This window comes from Streptomyces sp. NPDC050509 (assembly GCF_044457965.1).
In the GTDB taxonomy this organism is placed as follows: Bacteria; Actinomycetota; Actinomycetes; order Streptomycetales; family Streptomycetaceae; genus Streptomyces.
On sequence record NZ_JBITHL010000001.1, the window covers coordinates 181,984 to 198,929 of the forward strand.

The 16,946-nt window shown below is 70.0% G+C and carries 15 protein-coding genes, 1 tRNA gene and 3 pseudogenes; 12 read left to right on the top strand and 7 right to left on the bottom strand.

What is annotated here, in order from left to right; translation table 11 throughout:
- Positions 1–37: 37 nt before the first annotated feature.
- The 4 genes from ACIBJC_RS00630 to ACIBJC_RS00645 are packed head-to-tail and all read right to left on the bottom strand — an operon-like array spanning position 38 to position 1,825.
- Positions 38–610 carry a DUF6262 family protein gene (locus ACIBJC_RS00630; protein WP_399285831.1) on the bottom strand — a complete coding sequence of 191 codons (573 nt, stop codon included), beginning with the start codon at positions 608–610 and terminating at the stop codon, positions 38–40.
- Positions 607–1,164 carry a hypothetical protein gene (locus ACIBJC_RS00635; RefSeq protein ID WP_399285833.1) on the bottom strand — a complete coding sequence of 186 codons (558 nt, stop codon included), beginning with the start codon at positions 1,162–1,164 and terminating at the stop codon, positions 607–609. The genes ACIBJC_RS00630 and ACIBJC_RS00635 overlap by 4 nt, the downstream gene beginning before the upstream one ends.
- On the bottom strand, positions 1,107–1,580 hold the full coding sequence (locus ACIBJC_RS00640) for a hypothetical protein (protein WP_399285835.1): 474 nt from the start codon (positions 1,578–1,580) through the stop codon (positions 1,107–1,109). Before ACIBJC_RS00640 ends, ACIBJC_RS00635 begins: the two co-directional genes overlap by 58 nt.
- Before the next feature lie 47 nt (positions 1,581–1,627).
- Positions 1,628–1,825 carry a site-specific integrase gene (locus tag ACIBJC_RS00645; RefSeq protein ID WP_399285837.1) on the bottom strand — a complete coding sequence of 66 codons (198 nt, stop codon included), beginning with the start codon at positions 1,823–1,825 and terminating at the stop codon, positions 1,628–1,630.
- Positions 1,826–1,893: 68 nt separating this feature from the next.
- On the opposite strand from ACIBJC_RS00645, the pseudogene ACIBJC_RS00650 reads away from it, so the two are divergent.
- The 4 genes and pseudogenes from ACIBJC_RS00650 to ACIBJC_RS00665 form a co-directional block, all read left to right on the top strand.
- Positions 1,894–2,244, top strand: a pseudogene (locus ACIBJC_RS00650) (IS701 family transposase); the annotation flags it as partial.
- A gap of 94 nt (positions 2,245–2,338) precedes the next feature.
- Entirely contained in the window at positions 2,339–2,656 is a 318-nt protein-coding gene (locus tag ACIBJC_RS00655; protein WP_399288185.1) for a hypothetical protein, read from the top strand.
- A 144-nt stretch (positions 2,657–2,800) separates the two neighbouring features.
- Entirely contained in the window at positions 2,801–3,010 is a 210-nt protein-coding gene (locus ACIBJC_RS00660) for a hypothetical protein (RefSeq protein WP_399285839.1), read from the top strand.
- A 66-nt stretch (positions 3,011–3,076) separates the two neighbouring features.
- On the top strand, positions 3,077–3,766 hold the full coding sequence (locus ACIBJC_RS00665) for a restriction endonuclease (protein ID WP_399288016.1): 690 nt from the start codon (positions 3,077–3,079) through the stop codon (positions 3,764–3,766).
- A gap of 206 nt (positions 3,767–3,972) precedes the next feature.
- Here ACIBJC_RS00665 and ACIBJC_RS00670 read toward each other — a convergent pair whose 3' ends face one another.
- Positions 3,973–4,749 (bottom strand): methyltransferase domain-containing protein, encoded by a 777-nt coding sequence (locus ACIBJC_RS00670; protein WP_399285841.1) that lies wholly within the window; start codon positions 4,747–4,749, stop codon positions 3,973–3,975.
- A gap of 437 nt (positions 4,750–5,186) precedes the next feature.
- Here ACIBJC_RS00670 and ACIBJC_RS00675 point away from each other — a divergent pair, with 437 nt between their 5' ends.
- Positions 5,187–6,062 carry an NAD(P)-dependent oxidoreductase gene (locus tag ACIBJC_RS00675; RefSeq protein WP_399285843.1) on the top strand — a complete coding sequence of 292 codons (876 nt, stop codon included), beginning with the start codon at positions 5,187–5,189 and terminating at the stop codon, positions 6,060–6,062.
- 26 nt (positions 6,063–6,088) lie between these two features.
- Here the strand turns inward: ACIBJC_RS00675 and ACIBJC_RS00680 are convergent.
- Positions 6,089–6,667, bottom strand: a pseudogene (locus ACIBJC_RS00680) (transposase); the annotation flags it as partial.
- A 316-nt stretch (positions 6,668–6,983) separates the two neighbouring features.
- Here ACIBJC_RS00680 and ACIBJC_RS00685 point away from each other — a divergent pair.
- Positions 6,984–7,055: transfer RNA gene (locus tag ACIBJC_RS00685), tRNA-Gln, on the top strand.
- A gap of 3 nt (positions 7,056–7,058) precedes the next feature.
- Positions 7,059–9,362, top strand: a complete 2,304-nt coding sequence (locus ACIBJC_RS00690; RefSeq protein ID WP_399285845.1) for a hypothetical protein — start codon at positions 7,059–7,061, stop codon at positions 9,360–9,362.
- A gap of 680 nt (positions 9,363–10,042) precedes the next feature.
- Here ACIBJC_RS00690 and ACIBJC_RS00695 read toward each other — a convergent pair.
- Positions 10,043–11,148: pseudogene (locus ACIBJC_RS00695) on the bottom strand (DUF11 domain-containing protein).
- 639 nt (positions 11,149–11,787) lie between these two features.
- On the opposite strand from ACIBJC_RS00695, the gene ACIBJC_RS00700 reads away from it, so the two are divergent.
- From ACIBJC_RS00700 to ACIBJC_RS00720, 5 genes are all read left to right on the top strand, one after another.
- Entirely contained in the window at positions 11,788–12,192 is a 405-nt protein-coding gene (locus ACIBJC_RS00700) for a nuclear transport factor 2 family protein (protein WP_399285847.1), read from the top strand.
- 316 nt (positions 12,193–12,508) lie between these two features.
- Complete coding sequence (locus tag ACIBJC_RS00705) at positions 12,509–13,798, top strand: ABC transporter substrate-binding protein (protein ID WP_399285849.1); 1,290 nt, start codon at positions 12,509–12,511, stop codon at positions 13,796–13,798.
- Positions 13,799–14,050: 252 nt separating this feature from the next.
- Positions 14,051–14,998, top strand: coding sequence for a carbohydrate ABC transporter permease (locus ACIBJC_RS00710; RefSeq protein WP_399285851.1), 948 nt, complete (start codon positions 14,051–14,053; stop codon positions 14,996–14,998).
- Positions 14,999–15,025: 27 nt separating this feature from the next.
- A complete protein-coding gene (locus tag ACIBJC_RS00715) occupies positions 15,026–15,868 on the top strand; it encodes a carbohydrate ABC transporter permease (RefSeq protein ID WP_399285853.1) in 843 nt (280 codons plus the stop codon).
- A 71-nt stretch (positions 15,869–15,939) separates the two neighbouring features.
- A complete protein-coding gene (locus ACIBJC_RS00720) occupies positions 15,940–16,941 on the top strand; it encodes a LacI family DNA-binding transcriptional regulator (protein ID WP_399288019.1) in 1,002 nt (333 codons plus the stop codon).
- Positions 16,942–16,946 lie beyond the last annotated feature (5 nt).

Sequence of the window (16,946 nt, forward strand, 5' to 3'; positions counted from 1 at the left end):
CCCGACCGGAGGACCTCGCCGTCCGGTATCGCGGCTGTCACTCGCCGGGGCGGTTCTGGTCGCGCATCATGTTCCGCAGGGCCTGCCGGGCGGAGATCAGGTCGTCCTGGGCCTCGGTGAGCGCGGGCTGCAGGCCGTCCCGGTCGGCTTCGGCGCGAGTCAGCTTGTCGGCGAGTGCCTGGTTGGTCGCGGTGAGTTCGTTGATGCGGGCGACGAGTTCAGCGTGTCCTGCTTGCCCGACTTGCTGTCCGAGGCCGCGCTGGACTGCGGCCTTGAGCCGGTCCCGCTCCTCCCGCAGGGCCCGGAGCTCGGCGCGAGCCAGTTCCAGGTCGGTCGCCATGCTCGCCGGACTGGCGACGGCACCGGTCTTGCGCTGCCGAACTTTTCCTGCGGTCTGGGCCTTGCGCGCGGCCTCGATGTGCTCGCGCACGCCTTCGGCGTAGACGAGCCAGTTCGACACCCGGGCGGCCTTGGCGACGCCGAGGAACGTGATCGGCTCGCCCTTGGCCTTCATGTCATCGACGACCGCGAGGACTTTCGCCCGTTTGGCCAGGCTGTCCTTCTTCCTGGCTTCGCGGAGCACGTCGGCGGGGGTGCGCTTGGTGGTCACGCCCCGGCCTCGTCGGCAGGGCGGACGACGGGCATGGGCAGGGCGACCGGTCCGGAGGCAGCGGAGCCGGCGCGCAGGCGCCGCAAGATCTTGCTGGCCTCCTCGACCTCGTGGCGTTCCTCGTCGGGCATGGACTCCATCTTCGCCTTCATCCTCTTGACCACGTTCAGGTAGTCCGCGAACTCGCCTTCCATGCCCTTGATCGTGTAGTCGGCCGCGCCCATCGCGCGGGCCAGTTCCAGGTTGGCCTTCAGGCTGCGGACCTGGTCCTCGATGGCGGGCAGGTGTGAGGGGTCGGGGCGGTAGGAGCCGCACCCGGAGCGCTGGAAGCGGATCGGGCAGGCATTGCCTCCGGCCTTCACGTTGGACGGCTCGACGCAGTTGCCCCAGGGCACGGCGACCGACCGCACCTCGTATGCTGTGGCCGAGCCCATGGGCGCGGAGTTGCCCTGCCGGTCGATCGCGAGGACCCGCAGGGTGTCCACCGCCTCGCGCTTCATCTTCTTCGACACCTGGTAGTACACGGCTGTGGTGTTCGCCGATCGGTGGTCCATGAGCGCTTGCAGGACGTGCTGTCGGCGTACTCGCGTATGTGCAGAGGTGAGTACGCCGACAACACGGCACACGTGGCGAGACTGCGATGCGCGGCGACGCGACGGAACGTCCGTGTGTAGGTCGCCTCGAACTTCTCCTCGGTCAGGCCGCTCTCACGGTAGGCGTCGCGGCAGGGCTTGCAGTAGCCCGGATTCAAGATGGTCGCCCCGCAGGTGGCGATCCGGCAGACCGCGACGCTTGTCCGCGGATTGTGCGGATCACCGACGAACAGCAGCACGTCCGCGTTCCATTCGCCGGGACGCCAGCCGGGATCGAGCTCCCCACGGAGCCACTCGGACCACGCGGCAACGACCAGGTCGCCGTCGGGACGGCGGTCCAGCAGCCGAGGCTGGGCCGGAACGACTGCGACGGTCACGGGCGAGCCTTCCCGAGGGTCGCGACGTGGTTCACGGCGTCGCGTTTCTACTGATCGCCGGCGTGCGTGTACTGGTCCATGGACTGCCGCGACACATGCCCGGCCATATCCATGATCAGGTAGTCGGGCTTGCCCTCACGGCGCCAGCGGGTGATGGCGGAGTGGCGGAGCATGTGGGGGCGGGCGGTGAACCCGGCCTTCTTCGCCAGGCGCTGGAACAGCTCATATGTGCTGGGGTACTTCATCGCCGACCGGGATCCAGCGGAGTTTGCGGGTCTTGGCCAGGGCCCCGTTGGCGTTTTGCCTGCGCCGGACACAGCCGGGCAGCGGCCGCAGCGGATTCAAGCGCATGTACTCGCGCTTCGTGGCCCTGCGGATCCGGCCCGCCGGACGCGAGATCCGCAAGACCACGGCCACCGCCGAGCTTCCGGTCCGTCGGCTGCCGGCCGAATGGCCCGCCGACCAGGACGAGCCCGTGCAGTTCTGGCTCTCCAACCTGCCCGAAACCACCCCGCTGCCCGTCCTCGTGCGCACCGCGAAGCTCCGCCGGCGCATCGAGAACGACTACCGCGAGATGAAACAGGCCCTCGGCCTGGCCCACTTCGAAGGCCGAACCTGGCCAGGCCGGCACCACCACGTCACCCTCGTCTCGGTCGCCCACGCCTGTGCGCCGGGGTCGGTGTCCTTCGGTGCGGTGCCGAGCCGGGCGGCGGGTACGGCTCGCAGTTCGGCTGGACGCACTACTGGAGCAGGTGGAGGTGTCCCGGCGGACCTTCTTCCGCAACTTCCGCTCCAAGGAGGACGTGGCACTCACCGCCGTCACCCACCTCCGGGACGTCTACCTGGAAGTCCTGGACGGCATCAAGAAGTCCGGGCCACTGGCCGACGTCTTCCTCGACGGACACAACCGTCTCGAACTGCGGCTCCTCATCGAGTTCTTCATGGCAGCCTGGCACTGCACCCTGGACGAATTGCTGCCCAACCGGGCGAACTGCCCACACTCCTGCACCGGACCTGCTCGTCCAGTGCAACCGATGGCCCGTCCGTCCGCCCAGTACGTCGTCTCCGGCTCCTGATCAGGATCCGGCCACGCGATCACTTTGCGTCAATCACCGGTAACCAGGGGGTGCGGGCGGGTGGTTGCGCGATACACAAGGGGGCTGAGAGGTCCGTCCTGCGCAGTCACACCAGGACGGCCGAGGCCTGACAGGGGGCGGCCGGTGCTGACGATCGACGTGGCCATTCTGCTCGCGGTCATCGTGGTTCTGCGGCTGCGACGGCGGACCGAGGCGAGAAGCCGGCTGGACGAGAAGTTCACCGTCGTCATCGTGCTGGCCCTGGGCGTGCTGCTCGCCCCCACTCCGGCGGGCCAGGGGATCTTGAACATCTTGGGACAGCTTGTGAGCGGTGTCGCCCAGGCCGACCGATGAGCCCACACACAGGTATGGGCCTGTCGGTGCCCGCTGCGGAGCACGGGCCCGGGGAGCGGAGGAATGATGGCAGCACGTCGACGGCGTCGACGCTTGAAGAAGCGGACGCGCAGGCAACTGCGGGGCTGGGGCGCGGTGGCGGCGGTGGCCACCGCGGTGTGGGTGGCCGGGCACTGGGCGGTGGTGTGGCCCGTCCTGGTGGCCGTGCTCGCTGCGGCCGTGGTGGGCGGGGCCGGATGGGCGCTGTTGCGTGCGCACCGTCTCGCGGTCGGCAAGGACCGCGCGTGGCGAGCGCGGGAGGAGGCACGGGCACGGGAGTTGTCGATGTCCGAGGTCGACGCCTTGTCGTGGCAGGAGTTCGAGACGTACGTCGCCGATCTGTGCCGCCGTGACGGCTGCACGAAGGTCGTCGTCAGCGGCAAGAGCGGCGACCTGGGCGCGGACGTCGTCGGTTACCTGGCAGACGGCCGCAAGCTTGTCGTCCAATGCAAAAAGTATGCGCCGCACCGCAGCGTCCCCTCGCAGGACATGCAGAAGTTCGTCGGCACCGCCCGCCTCGAACACGGAGCGGACATCGCGTTGTTCGTCACCACCTGCCGCACGTTCACCAAGGCAGCACTGGGCCTGGCGCTACGCCAGGACATCGTGGCCCTGCACCGCGACCTGCTGGGCTCCTGGGTCAAAGGCGCTCATCTGGAAACCTTGATCCCGCTGAACGGCAGTGGCGGCGGCACCGGACGGCGTCCCTCTGCCTGACGGGGCCATCTGCTACGGGGCCGCTCAACCGCGTGCGAGCCGGCCGGCGGCGCGGCCGGCGCGTGCGAGCCGGCCGGCGGCGCGGCCGGCGCGTGCGAGCCGGCCGGCGGCGCGGCCGGGCTTGAGTGGGGTGTCAGTCACTGTTCGTGCCCGCCGGGAGCTGTTCCCGACGGGCTGTCGTCGCTGGACTGACGGCTATGACTCGGCTACGACTGGGCTACGACGATGTAGAACGTCACCGCCGCGAGGAAGGGCCCGGTGGAGAGGTGGTCCAGCCAGCGTCCTGCCGCTTCCTCGGTGAGGTATCCGGCGGCCACAGCACGCCGGGTCGTCCGCTCCAGTCCGAGGATCTTGTCTGCTGCCTCGGCGTCTCGGAATACGGGGGTGATCGGGATGACCGAGGGCACCGTGAATCCGGCCGCTGTTGCCAGTCGGGGGAGCTGCCTGCCGATGCGAGAGTTGCGGACGGCCTTGTCCGTGACGTACTGGGTGTAGGCGCGCGAAAGGACGCTGTCCGGATGGTCGACAGTCAAGGTGTCCCAGTCCGGCTCCCCCATGACGAGCCGCCCGCCGGGTCGTAGCACGCGGTGAATTTCCCGGAGCGATTGGGCAGGGTCGGCGACGTGTTGTAGTACCCGGTCGGTGCGGGCACGATCGGCGGTGTGGTCGGGCAGGGGCAGGTCGTGGAGGTCACCGAGTCGCACGCTGGCAGCGTGCCGGCCGGCGGTGCGATCCCTGGCGGCATCGACCGTGGCCTGGTCGTGGTCGACACCGATCACCGTGCCTGTCTCGGTGACGGCTTGGGCGAGCGAGGCGAGATCAGTGCCGGGACCGCAGCCCAGGTCGAGCGCCGTTTGGCCCGGACGGATGTCGAGTTCGTCGAGCATGCGCCCCTTGTAGGAGCGGCCGAGGTCGGTCGCGGCGACCCGATCGAGGTAGGCGATCGGGTCGGGGGTGTCGGTCTCGAACGCTGTTGAGGTCATGGGAAGCAGTCAATCAACTCCGGAGGGCAGGCGTCCTCGGCACCGGCCCCAGGTGGCACCAGGCCCTTCGGCCGCCGGCCCGACCCGCACGAAGAGCAGGGCTGAGAACTCACGCGGATAGGTGTGATGGAGCACCCCAGGAGCAGGACAGGCTCAAGGCTTAACGATCACGAGTTGCGACGCTCTGTGATCACCGGGAGACCTGTGTCTGCGATCCGGCCCTTCCGCTCCCAGAGGATGAGCGACTTCCACTTGCCGGCGACTACGTCCATCGCCGCGTCGATGCCACAGAAATAGGGACCCGCCGCGCTGAAGTCGTCATCCCCCAAGAGGTACTTACTCACGGGTGGGTACCCGACTAATTTGTCCGTACTGGTCAACACCACTGGCTGCGGAGAGGATCGAGCCGAAGGACAACACGAGGGGGAGCGCCAAAAATGACAACTGACAACAGCGTCCAGGTGAGTGTTCTCGGGCTGGGGGCGATGGGAAGCGCTCTCGCGGGCGCGCTGGTGAGGGCCGGATACGCGACCACATGCTGGAACCGCTCACCGGGGAAGGCGGACGACCTCGTTGCGCAGGGCGCCAAGGCCGCCGACACGGCCGGAGACGCGGTCCGGGCCAGCCGATTGGTGATCGTATGCCTGCTGGACCACGCGTCGGTCCATGAGGTGCTCGTTCCGCTCTCCGATGAGCTGGCCGGACGAACCCTGGTCAACGTGACCACGGCGTCACCTGTTCAGTCACGAGAGTTGGCCGACTGGGCCGCCCAAGCCGGGGTCGCGTATCTGGACGGCGGCATCATGGCCGTGCCGCACATGATCGGCCGGCCTGGGGCATCGATCCTCTACAGCGGATCGGCCGATGTCTTCAACCAGTACAGGCCGCTGCTCGACCTATGGGGAACCAGTACCTACTTCGGTGAGGACGCCGGGCTTGCGTCCCTGTACGATCTCGCCCTACTCGCGGGCATGTACGTCATGTTCGCCGGATTCATGCACGGCGCCGCCATGGTTGCGCCAGCCGGAGTGACGGCGGGCGAGTTCGCTGCCAAGGCCACGCCTTGGCTGACCGCCATGACCGGCGCCTTCCAAGGATTCGCCGCAGTCATCGACGGCGGGGACTACACCGTCGAAGGGCAGCAGAGCCTCCAGTTCTCCAACCTCGGTGACCTCCTGGCCGCCAGTTCCGACCAGGGCATCAGCACCGAGGTGGTCACCATGGTCCAGCGGCTCGTCCAACGCCAGATTGATGCAGGCCATGGGGAGGAAGGCTTCGCCCGAATCATCGAGAGCATCAAGCAACCGGGCTGAGAACTCGCGCGGAAGGGCGTGGGTCGTGGTCGCCTGGTGGGCCGGTCGTCCCGGCGGTGAGTGGTCCAGGCGCGGCGGATGAGGCCGCGTAGGGTGATGACGGCAGCGGCAAGGTCGAGGAAGGCGTCGATGACGCTGGTGCGGCTTTCATAGCAACGTGCAAGGCGGTGGAAGGCGTTCTGCCAGGCGTGCGTGCCGCTCTATGTGCCAGCGCTGGGCGGCCTGGACGAGGGCCCTCTCGCCTCTGTGTGCGATCTGACCGCGTAGCCCGCGTTCGCTGAGGGCGGTGCGGGTCCTGGCCGAGTCGTAGCCGGCATCCAGGTGCACGGTGATGTCGTCGGGCAGTGGACCGAGGCCGTCCAGCAGGTCGAGGGTTGGGGCGAGCAGCGGAGAGTCGTGGCAGTCTGCCCCGGCCGGGACACGGCCCGGCGCGATTCCGTACCCGTCCGTCATAGCTGAGCGTTTGAGACCCTGATCGCCCCGGTCGACCGGCGAGCGTCCAGCGGCTTCTCCGCCTCCGGGCGCCTTGGTGATCACCCGTCGACGGCGATCTGGTCCAGGACGAGGCCGATGATGCGGTCGTACGCCTCCAGGGCAATGCGCCGGCACACGTGTTCCTGCCCGAGCGCTGGGCACGCGGCGACCCCGAAGCCACCAGTTCTCGCCGCCGTGCACCGTACCCGTCCCCTGAGCGGGTCGGCGCCGCCAACGGCTTCTCGCTCGATACCGGAATTCGTCGGTGGGTAACGCCGCGGGGGCACGGGCAGCCAGGTGTTCGACGAAACGGCCGAGCGGGCTGTCGGCTCGCCCGGCCAGTCCTGCCGGCACGCGGTCCGCGACTCGCTGCGCAGTTCCAGATCGCTTTCCCGAAGGGAATCCGGTTGCCGGGTGATCAGCCGGACATCTACCCTCAAGCGTCATCGACGTGTAGCTCAGCAGCAGAGCACCGGGCTCTGGACCCGGAGGGCGCAGGGGCGGAACCTGCCACGTCGGCTTATGAACGACAACGCTGAACAGCAGCCTCTCACCGCGGCCCTGTCGTATCCGCAGGACCAGCTGGCCAAGGCCTTTGTGACCGCGCTGACCCACGAGGACGCCGACACCCGGCGCCGGGCCGAGGTGCGCGGGCAGCGCTGGCGAGAAGTCCTGGAGGCAATGGCCGCAGGCCGGCTGTCGGTCGGTTCGCGTACACCCGTGGACGGGCTTCCGCCCTGGGTGACCCCTGAGGTGGTGCGGGGCGGCTTCGCCACCGGGACTGCGAGTGCGGGCGGCCCGCTCCATGCCTACGAGACCGAGGCCGCGCAGAGCTTCGGGGTGCCCGCTGAGCGGCGCGCGCTCTTCGCCTACTGCCTCACCGAGCCCGGACTCGCCTGGCTGTGGGCCCGGTTGGACAGTGGCCGCTACGAGGTCGGCGTGGCCGAGGAGGCCGCGCTGCTCACCATGGCCTGGCTGGTCCGACAGGGGGAGACCGACGCGGCGCTCGACCTCGTGGCGGAGCTGGAGCCGTTCGCCGACCGGCTGCGGTTCCTGCCCCGGCCGGCTGACGGGCCCGCGACGGACGCCACCGCCGCCGTCCATCGGCACACCGTCTCCGAGGCCGTCGACACCCTGATACGTCGGCGGCCCAACACAGCCGTCGAGACGCAGCGCGAGGCGCTCGCCGTGTGGCAGCCCTTCAGCGACGAGCTGCTCGTCCACTGGCTGCGGACGGCGCGGGACGGACAGGTCCTCGAACGCGTCCCGGATGCCGACTGGTTGGCACAGGGCGAGGTTCTGCTCGGCCGCTACCGGCTGCTCGCCGCGGAACACACCCGCTGCACCAAGCACCGCGACCCCAAGGAGAACCTGGGCATTCTGCGCGGCACGCTGGAGGAGACTGTTGCCGGACGTCCGCTGGATATGCGCCGGCTCGGTCTGCTGCGGCACGCGGTGCAGTCCATGGTGCGCAGGCGCGGTCAGCCCGGCTCCGCCGCGCACATGGCCCTGCGACATCGCCAGGCCGAGCAGGCGGCACTTCCCTCCCACCATGACCTGGCCCAGCTCATGCTGCGTCGACTCGCTGTTCTCCCGCACGAGACGGGTATCACCGACGTCGCCTCTTTCCTGGGCACGGTGACCGACGAGGAGAGCCGGGAGACCGGCCTGCCCGCAGGAGCAGTTGTACCTGCCACGATCCGCCAGGTGGTCGAGTCCGCGCTGAGCGCACCGCTGGGCACACTCGTGGAGCGGGGCGTCGTCCCGTCCGCTGAGGTCCTGGCCGAGCTGGTGCCGCAGTTGGTCGCCGCCACCACAGCGTACGCGTACGGCGACGACACACTGCGAGCGCTGATGGCCGCGAACTACCGGGCGTTCCGCAGCCGCCGCTCATTGCTCCTGCTCAACCTGGAACGGCAGATACGTGTGGAGGAGCTGCCCTGGGTACGAGCGGTGTCGGGGCAGCGTTCCGCAGTGCTCGGCAGTCCGGAGGGCGACGGTGCCCTCGACGTACTGCGGCAGCTGGGCGAGCTGGCCGTGCAGGGATTCCCGGGCACCATCCTGCCCAACCCGCTGATCCGCGAGTTCGGCGTTCTTGAACGCCAGTGCGATCTGGGCGCCCCGTTCGTGGAGGAGCTGGCCGCCGACATCTTCATGGGCACGTTCAGCCCGAAGTTCCTCACGGCGGCGCGGGTCGCGGGCGAACTGCTCGGCGGCGGCACACTGTACGAGCGGTACTACGGCATCGACTACGCGGCGATCCGTAATCTGGCGATCACCGAGATCAGCACGGCCCTGACCCGTTCGTACAAGGCCCGCACCTCTCCCGGTTTCGCGCGGCTGTGCGCCGAGCGGGCCGGAACGGCGTCGCGGTCCTGGTCCGTCGCGGCGAACGGCACGGTGATCGAGCAGGCGCAGATCCTCACCACGCACAACCTGGCCACGCTGGTCCACCGGGTGGGCGTCGCCCCACGGCCCGGTTGGGCCGACCTGGCACGCCGCTGCTTCGTGACCGTGTGCCGACTGACCTCTCGTGTGCACCACAACCCACGGCCGCTGGGCACCATCAAGGATGCTGCGTACGCATGGCGCCAGATGGTGTTCCACCTGTCCCTGTGCCCGCCGGAGGAGCAGCGGCGGGTCATCGCGGGCCTGAACGAGGAGACAGGCCGTCACCCGGCCCATGCCGCAACCCGGCTCGCCCCCGTCCTGGCGGGCCTGGCCCTGGTCGTCGAGGGCGGAGCCTTCGGCCATGACGGAACGGCGGACAGCGGCCGCGCCCGGCGCTTTCTGGGGTGGAGCACCGACGGGCACTGGATGCGGTGAGGACAGAAGCGGGGGCGCGGCGGTGTGAGGCTGCCGGCGGCCCGGCGTCCGCCGCAAGGCGGATCGGCATCGTGCCTGGATCTGCGGTCGGCGTGCAGCCTGAGCACCCGGCAACGGTGCGCTTCAGCCGCGGCGGGTAGCGAAGTCGACAACGGCCTGGGCGGCCCCTGAACTGGGTCAACGAATGAGCGGCGTCTGCGAGGAGACGGCCGAGCAGCAGGCGTACCTCACGCGCCTCCTCCACACGGTCGACCTGACCGATTGGTAACGACCGGCCACACCGCCCCAAGGCTGGAATGGGGGCACTTCATGGAGCGGCAGGCCTGCCACTTCGCTCGGCAGCGCCCCGTACAGCGGTGTGCGTCCGTGCTTCTTCCCCATGAGGGCAGAAGCACGGCCACGGATCACATCACCCGGTCGTGCGGTGGCAGCGGTCCATGGCTGACAGCGCTGCGCCGTGCCCGGGTCCGGCTACCGGAGGGCGGCTCCGTCGCCGAGCAGTTGCCCGGCCCGGCCGCCGACCGGGATGCCTGGCTCGCCGAGGGCATCGCCTCGTACAAGATCTTCATCTCGGCGCTTGATGCGCGGCAAGTGAGGCCTGACCGACGGCGGAGTGCCCTGGACGGGCCCCGGCCACCAGTGCCCCGGGTCGTCCGACGTGGCCCGGGGCATGCGTAGCGCTACTTCGCGGGGGAGCAGGGGGTGCAGCAGGTGGGGGCTCGCTCTACGCAGACGGTGACGGCGTCGGTGTTGTTGCCGGGGACGGGATCGCGTTCGTTGCCGCTCGCGGTGGCGGTGTTGGTGACCGGGCCGGTCCGCGTGGCCTTGGCCCGCAGGGTGAGGCTCGCGGTGGCGCCTTCGGCGAGGGCTCCCAGGGTCCACTGTCCGGTGGCCGGGGCGTACGTGCCGGTGGAGGCGTGCTCGGTCAGGAAGGTGAGGCCGTGGGGAAGCCGGTCGGTGACGACGACTCCGGTGGCCCCGTTCGGGCCCGTGTTGCGGACCGTGATGCGGTAGGTCACGGTCTGGCCGACGGTGACGGTGGTGGCGTCGGCCGCTTTCACCACGGTCAGGTCGGCTGCCGGCCTGACCTCGGTGACCGCCTCGTTGGACGTGGCGCTCAGCGGTTCCGCCGTCGGACCGAGGCGGTTCTCGTAGGTGGCGGGTCAGGACGTCGGCACCGCCACCGCCTTCGTTCCTGGCGGTGATGCGGTAGGCGATGACATCGCCTACCTCCAACGGTCCGACCGGGATCGCGGACTTGGTGAGAACCACGTACGGGGCGGTGCCGAAGAAGATGCCGTCGAGGAAGTTCCCGATACCGCGGTTGCCGCCCGCGGCGGAAATGGAGCGGAAAGCGAAACGCGTCAGCGTCTGGCCGGCGGGGACGGTGTGGGTGCCCGTGTAGTAACCCCAGGCCGTGTTGCCGTCGGTGCACCTGCGCTGCTCGACCGCGGAGCTCGGAGCGCCGATGTCCAGCGCCATGGTGTCCTGCCCTTGGCGGCCACGGTGGTACAAGCGCCAGTACAGCTTGGTCCCCGGGGTGGTCGGCAGATCCTGGTACAGCGTGGCGACCTCGTTCGCGTTGAGCTCGGCGAACTGAGTGCCCTCGGCTGCCGGCACACCGTTGAAGCCTGACCGCCGCAGTTCGATCATGTGGTCGGAGGCGGTGGTGTGCCGGCCGGGAAACCCGTTTCGGCGCCTGCGTCTGCGAGGCGTCCGGCAGGATCTCGTAGTTGGTGACGGCAGGCTGTTCGAAGCCTCGCCTGCCGCCGCTCCCCCGGCGCACGACGGGTGCCCGCGACTGCGACCGCGTCCGCCACCGGTTCACTCGAAGGTGGGGTTTCTGCCTCGACGGTGCACTCCTCGGGCAGCACCACTGTGAACTGACGTACGGGGTACGCGAGGCGGGCCGTGAACGCGGCGCCGATGCGCGACGGGCGATCGGTGGGCGGAGCTCCACAGCCGATCATCGGCCCGTACACATCGATCAGCGGAACCGTCTGCTCTGCCCCGCGGGTCGGAGCACTTCCCGGAATCGCATCACCACCGGGTTGAAGCCCAGTGCACTGCGATTGATCCCGGTAGCGGACGATGCCGCAGAGCCCGCGAGCGAGCAGCGGCGGCGCGGTCCTGCCCGCAGGAGAGGCGTACCACGCTCTTCCGGCACCGGCACCGGCCCTGGCACTGGCCCTGACCGGCACCGCGCCGCTCTGGTGCGGGCCTCGTCATCCTTGTGGGCCAAGCACTCCTCACAGAATGGCTCGAAGATGGGGTGAGCCGGGTGGCTGTCGCTCGACGCCGTTGCCACGGTGGTCGGCTGCCGCCCTCCGATCCGGCCGAAGGAAGGACCTGGCTGCCCAGGCCCGGCCCGGGGCGGCTGTGGCCCGGAGCGCCTAGGCTGTCACCGCTACGGAAGGGCGGTGCCATGGATGCTGATTCCCGGACCAGGGCTGCGGTCGAGGAGCATTGGCGGGCCTCGGAACACGGGGACACCGAAGCCGAGCACGCCATCTACGCCACGGACGCGATCCTGGACTACCCGCAGTCAGGCGAGCGGTTCCGGGGCCGAGCGGCGATCTCGGCACAACGGGGCGGGCACCCGGCGGACCGGCGCTTCACCGTCCAGCGGATCACCGGCCATGCGAATCTGTGGGTGAGTGAATGCCTCATCACCTACGACGGTGTGCCTTCGTACTCGGTGAGCATCATGGAATTCGCTGACCAGCACGTGGTGCACGAGACGCAGTACTTCGCCGACCCCTTCGGCGTGCCGGCCTGGCGGGCCGCGCTCGTGGAGCCGATGCCGGGCCGGACCATCGCCGGAGCCTGATTCTTGGGCCTGTTCGGGTCAGCCGGGTGACAGGCCTGTCACTTTGTTGAAGTTCCAAGAACTCCTCATCCGAGGGCTTCAAGCGCCTCCAGCGGATGAGCGCGTATGCGAGGGTGAGGAAGGCTACATGGAGGTCGTCGCGGATCTCCCGGCGGATCCGCAGGCGACGGAACCAGTGCGGATGGGCGAACATACGCGTCCCGCCGCCCGCACGAGGGGTTGACCGTACACACAACTGCCCCTACCTTTCTCGCAACCCGCTGGTACATCGATTAACCATCACTGGTTGACGTCCTCTGGTTGGAGACATCCCGCTGTGCGCTCACCTCTGAGTCGGCGTGGCTTCCTTGCCGCAGGTTCCGGTATCACCGCCGCCACCGCTCTCCCCGCCCTGTCCGGCTGCTCCTCCATCGCCGCGGCCGACTCCGATCCCGACACCCTGCTCGTCCATACCCAGTTGGGCACCACCGCACCCGGTTCGGTCACGTACACCGCCATGGTGAAACAGTTCCGGAAGGAGAATCCGGGACTCCGGATCAAGAACCTCGTCAACGGCGACGACCTCGCCCAGGTGTACGAGACCTCCCGGCTGGCCCGCAAGGAACCCGACCTGGTCATGGTCAACCTGTACGACAAGACGCTGGCCTGGACCGATGTCGGGGCGACCGTCGACGTCAAGGAGTACCTCGACGAGTGGGGGCTGCGGAAGCGGGTCCTCCCCGCCGCGCTGGCGGCCTGGACCGACGGGGAAGGACGGCTGCGCGGCTTCCCGTACTTCGCCACCAACTGGCCCATCGCCTTCAACACGGCCCTCCTGGACCGGGCCGGGGTGAGCGCGATACCGACCACCGGGGACGAACTCATCGGCGCGGCACGCAAGTTGCGCGCCAAGGGCATCGCCCCCGTCACCGTCGGCGGCAACGACTGGACGGGACAGAAGCTGCTCGCCCAGATCATCCAGACCTTCCTCACCCGGGAGGAGGCCCAACAGGTCTACGCGACCGGCGACTTCGGCGGCAGGGGCGTCCGCGAGGGCATCGAGTACTTCGTCTCCCTACGGGACGCCGGGGTCTTCGCCGACAAGGCGCAGGGGCTCACCTCCGACACGATGACCACGCAGTACAACACCCAGGCCGCCGCGATGGCGTCCGCGATGTCCTCGGCCCTCGCGAAGGTGCCGGCGGAGGTGGCCGCGCACACCGAGGTCGGCGGCTGGCCGCTCGCGCCCGGCGCCGCGCACGACAAGCCGACGATCATGCGCGCCTTCACTCTCGTCGGCTTCTGGATCAGTCCCAACGGCACGAAGAAGCTGCCCGCCGTCGAGAAGTTCCTGCGCTTCATGTACCGGCCCGACGTGGTCTCCCGCTTCATCACCGAGAGCGGCCGGGACATGGCGCTGGTGACGGACACGGTCAGCACGGACTTCCCGCTCGTGGCCGCGGCGCAGCGGCTCGGCGACCGGGTCGGGCAGGTGCTGCTGCCCGATCTGTACGTGCCCCCGGCGGCCACCCAGCCGCTGATCACCGCGACCAGTACCGCCTTCACCCAGGGTACGAGCGCCGCCTCCGTACGCTCCGCCCTCGAATCCGCGTACCGCGGGGCCTGAGCGGTGGCGGGGGGGGGGGGGGGGCCCCCCCCCCCCCCCCCCCCCCCCCCCCGCCCCCCCCCCCCCCCCCGCCCCCCCCCCCCCCCCCCCCCCCCCCCCACCCCCCCCCCCCCCGCCGCCCCCCCCCCCCCCGCCCCCCCCCCCCCCCCGGCCCCGGCGGGGGGCGGGGGGGGGGGGGGGGGGGGGGGGGCCCCCCCCCCCCCCCCCCCCCCCCACCCCCGGATCCTCGCCCGAGCCTCCGAAAGTCAGGCCATGACGATGCTCTCGTCCGCCACCCCCGGCGGCACCACGGCCCACCGCGTCCCCACCCGTCCGTCCCCCTCCCCCGCCGGCCGCGACCGCCGCAACCAGGGCGGCGTCATCCTGGCCGTTCCGGCGCTGTTCTGGTACCTGGTCTTCATGGTCGGCCCGCTGGTCGCCATCTTCGTCATCGCGGCCCTGCACTGGCCCGGCATGCTCCAGCCGGTCTCCTTCGCCGGGCTGGGCAACGTCCGTACGGTCCTCGCCGACCCGGTCTTCCGGGACGCCGTGGCCAACACGGCCGTCCAACTCGCCGTCGCGCTGCCGGTGATGATCGTGGCCGCGTACATGCTGGGCTACTACGTGGCGCAGCAGCCGCCGGGCCACCGTGTGCTGCGCTACCTCCTCTTCATCCCCGGTCTGATCTCGACCCCGGCCAAGGCCATGGTGTTCTACGCGGTCCTCTCTCCGGACGGGCTGTTCAACGGGGCACTGGAGAAAGCCGGCCTGGGCTCGCTGGCCGACGCCTGGCTGGCCTCGCCCTCCACCGCGCTGCTCTGCCTGATCGTGGTGGACGTGTGGAGCGGCATCGGTTTCACGGCGGTCCTGTTCGCCGCGCGCCTGGGCAGTGTGCCGGACGAGATCGGCGAGGCCGCGCAGCTCGACGGCGCCGGACACTGGCGCACGATGTGGCGCGTCCACTTCCCCGTCATCCGGGACTTCGTGGGCGTCGTGACGATGCTCCAGTTCCTGTGGACGCTGTTCGGCTCCGCCCAGAACGTTCTGCTGCTCACGCAGGGCGGCCCGGGAAGCTCGTCGACGACGTTGTCCTTCCTCGTGTACCAGAAGGCGTTCATCGCGGCGGACCTCGGCTACAGCCAGACCGTCGGTGTGATCCTCTTCCTGGTCGGGCTGGCCGGTCTGCTCGTCATCCGCCGTGTCTTCCGCCAGAACTACTGACCGATCCGCAGATCTGGAGCCCGTGCCATGAAGCCCAGTGCCACGAAACTCGGAAAGTCCTGGCTGCCGGCGCACATTCTCGCGTGGCTGTACGCGGTGCTGCTGGTGGTCCCCCTCTACTACCTGCTGGTCTCGGCGTTCAAGACGAACGACGAGGTTTTCGGCAGCCCCTTCGCGCTGCCCACCTCCCTCTCCTTCGACAACTTCGACGAGGCGTTCTCCTCCGCCGACCTGGGCCTGGCCGTGCTCAACTCGGCCCTCGTCACCGTGTTCGCGCTCGTGCTGACCCTGCTGCTCGCCATCCCAGCGGCCTTCGCGATCGCCCGCGCGGAAGGGCCGCTGGGGGCGCTGGTGGAGCGGGTGTTCTCGCTCGGGTTCCTGGTGCCCACGTTCGCCGCGCTCTTCCCGACGTTCCTGCTCTCCGCGGCCACCGGGCTGTTCCACACACGCTCCTTCATGGTGCTGTTCCTCCCGGCCACGGCGATGCCGCTCTCCGTCGTCATCCTCGTCCAGTTCATGCGGACCATCCCGCGCGAGATGGAGGAGGCCGCGCGGATCGACGGCGCGTCCACCTTCGCGGTGCTGCGGCATGTCTACACACCGATGTGCATGCCGGGCATCGCGACCGTGCTGCTGCTGAACTTCCTGACCTTCTGGAACGAGTACCTCTACTCGCTCGTGATCATCGGCCCCGATCCCGCGCAGCGCACGGTGCAGGTGGCGCTGCCCACCCTCAGGTCCGTGACCGGCACCGACTACGGAATCCTGACCGCCGGTACGGTATTGACCCTGGTGCCGGTATGGATCGTCTACACCTTGCTCCAGAAGCGGATGCAACAGGCTCTCGTCAGCGGGGCGGTGAAGATGTGACCCCACATCCCCACAAGGCACCCCGGCAACGGGACACCCCGCCCGTCCGGGCGCGCCCCACCATCAAGGCCGTGGCCGCCGCGGCCGGCGTCTCCACCGCCACGGTCTCCCAGACCGTCAACGGCACCGGCCGGATCACCGAGGCCACCCGCCGCCGTGTGCTCGACGCCGTCGCCGAGCTGGGCTGGTCCCCGAGCGCGTCCGCGACCGCGCTGCGCCGGGCCAGGACCCGTACGATCGCGCTCGTCGTACGCCGCCCCACCGACGTCCTCGGAGCCGACCCGCACTTCGGCGAACTCATCACAGGCCTGGAGGGCGAACTGGCCCCGCGCGGCTACGGTCTGCTGCTCCACATGGTCTCCGACCTGGCTCAGGAGAGCGCGCTGTACGAACGGCTGGTCGCCGAGGGCCGGATCGACGGAGCGGTGCTGACCGACGCCCGCGCCGACGACCCGCGCCCGCCGCTGCTGCGCGGCCTCGGGCTGCCCGCCGTCCTGCTGAGCGCTCCCGATCTCGCCTCCCCGGTCGTGAACGTGGGGCTCGGACAGCAGGACGCCGGGGTGCGCGAAGCCGTCGCGCACCTGCTGGCGCTGGGCCACCGACGGATCGCCTGTGTCACGGGCCCCGCCGATCTGACGCACACCCGGCTGCGGCGCGCCGCCTTCGAGGGAGCGCTCGCCGACGCCGGGGTACGGCCCGTCGCCGTGCGCGAGACCGACTTCACGGAGGTGGCGGCGGTCGCCGCCACCGAGGAACTGCTGGCCCTGGCCGACCGGCCCACGGCCGTCGTGTACTCCAACGACTCGATGGCCGTCTGCGGGATCGGCGCGGCCCAGCGCGCCGGGCTCGGGGTGCCGCGCGACCTGTCCGTCGTCGGGTACGACAACCTGCCGCTCGGCCGCTGGATGTACCCCCGGCTGACCACGGTGGACCAGCAGGTGCAGGCCGTCGGCGCCGCCGCGGCCCGGGCCCTGCTCGCCGAGTGCGGTGAAGACGTACCGGCGCCCGTGCTCGACGGCCGACCCCGGCTGGTCGTACGGGAGACCACCGGCCCTGCGCCCTCCGCGACCTGACCGCC

Coding starts and splice junctions, on each gene's coding strand:
- ACIBJC_RS00710 (WP_399285851.1), top strand. CDS start 14,051: ATGACGATGCTCTCGTCCGCCACCCCCGGCGGCACCACGGCCCACCGC.
- ACIBJC_RS00675 (WP_399285843.1), top strand. CDS start 5,187: ATGACAACTGACAACAGCGTCCAGGTGAGTGTTCTCGGGCTGGGGGCG.
- ACIBJC_RS00700 (WP_399285847.1), top strand. CDS start 11,788: ATGGATGCTGATTCCCGGACCAGGGCTGCGGTCGAGGAGCATTGGCGG.
- ACIBJC_RS00635 (WP_399285833.1), bottom strand. CDS start 1,164: ATGGACCACCGATCGGCGAACACCACAGCCGTGTACTACCAGGTGTCG.
- ACIBJC_RS00715 (WP_399285853.1), top strand. CDS start 15,026: ATGAAGCCCAGTGCCACGAAACTCGGAAAGTCCTGGCTGCCGGCGCAC.
- ACIBJC_RS00665 (WP_399288016.1), top strand. CDS start 3,077: ATGGCAGCACGTCGACGGCGTCGACGCTTGAAGAAGCGGACGCGCAGG.
- ACIBJC_RS00670 (WP_399285841.1), bottom strand. CDS start 4,749: ATGACCTCAACAGCGTTCGAGACCGACACCCCCGACCCGATCGCCTAC.
- ACIBJC_RS00645 (WP_399285837.1), bottom strand. CDS start 1,825: ATGAAGTACCCCAGCACATATGAGCTGTTCCAGCGCCTGGCGAAGAAG.
- ACIBJC_RS00690 (WP_399285845.1), top strand. CDS start 7,059: ATGAACGACAACGCTGAACAGCAGCCTCTCACCGCGGCCCTGTCGTAT.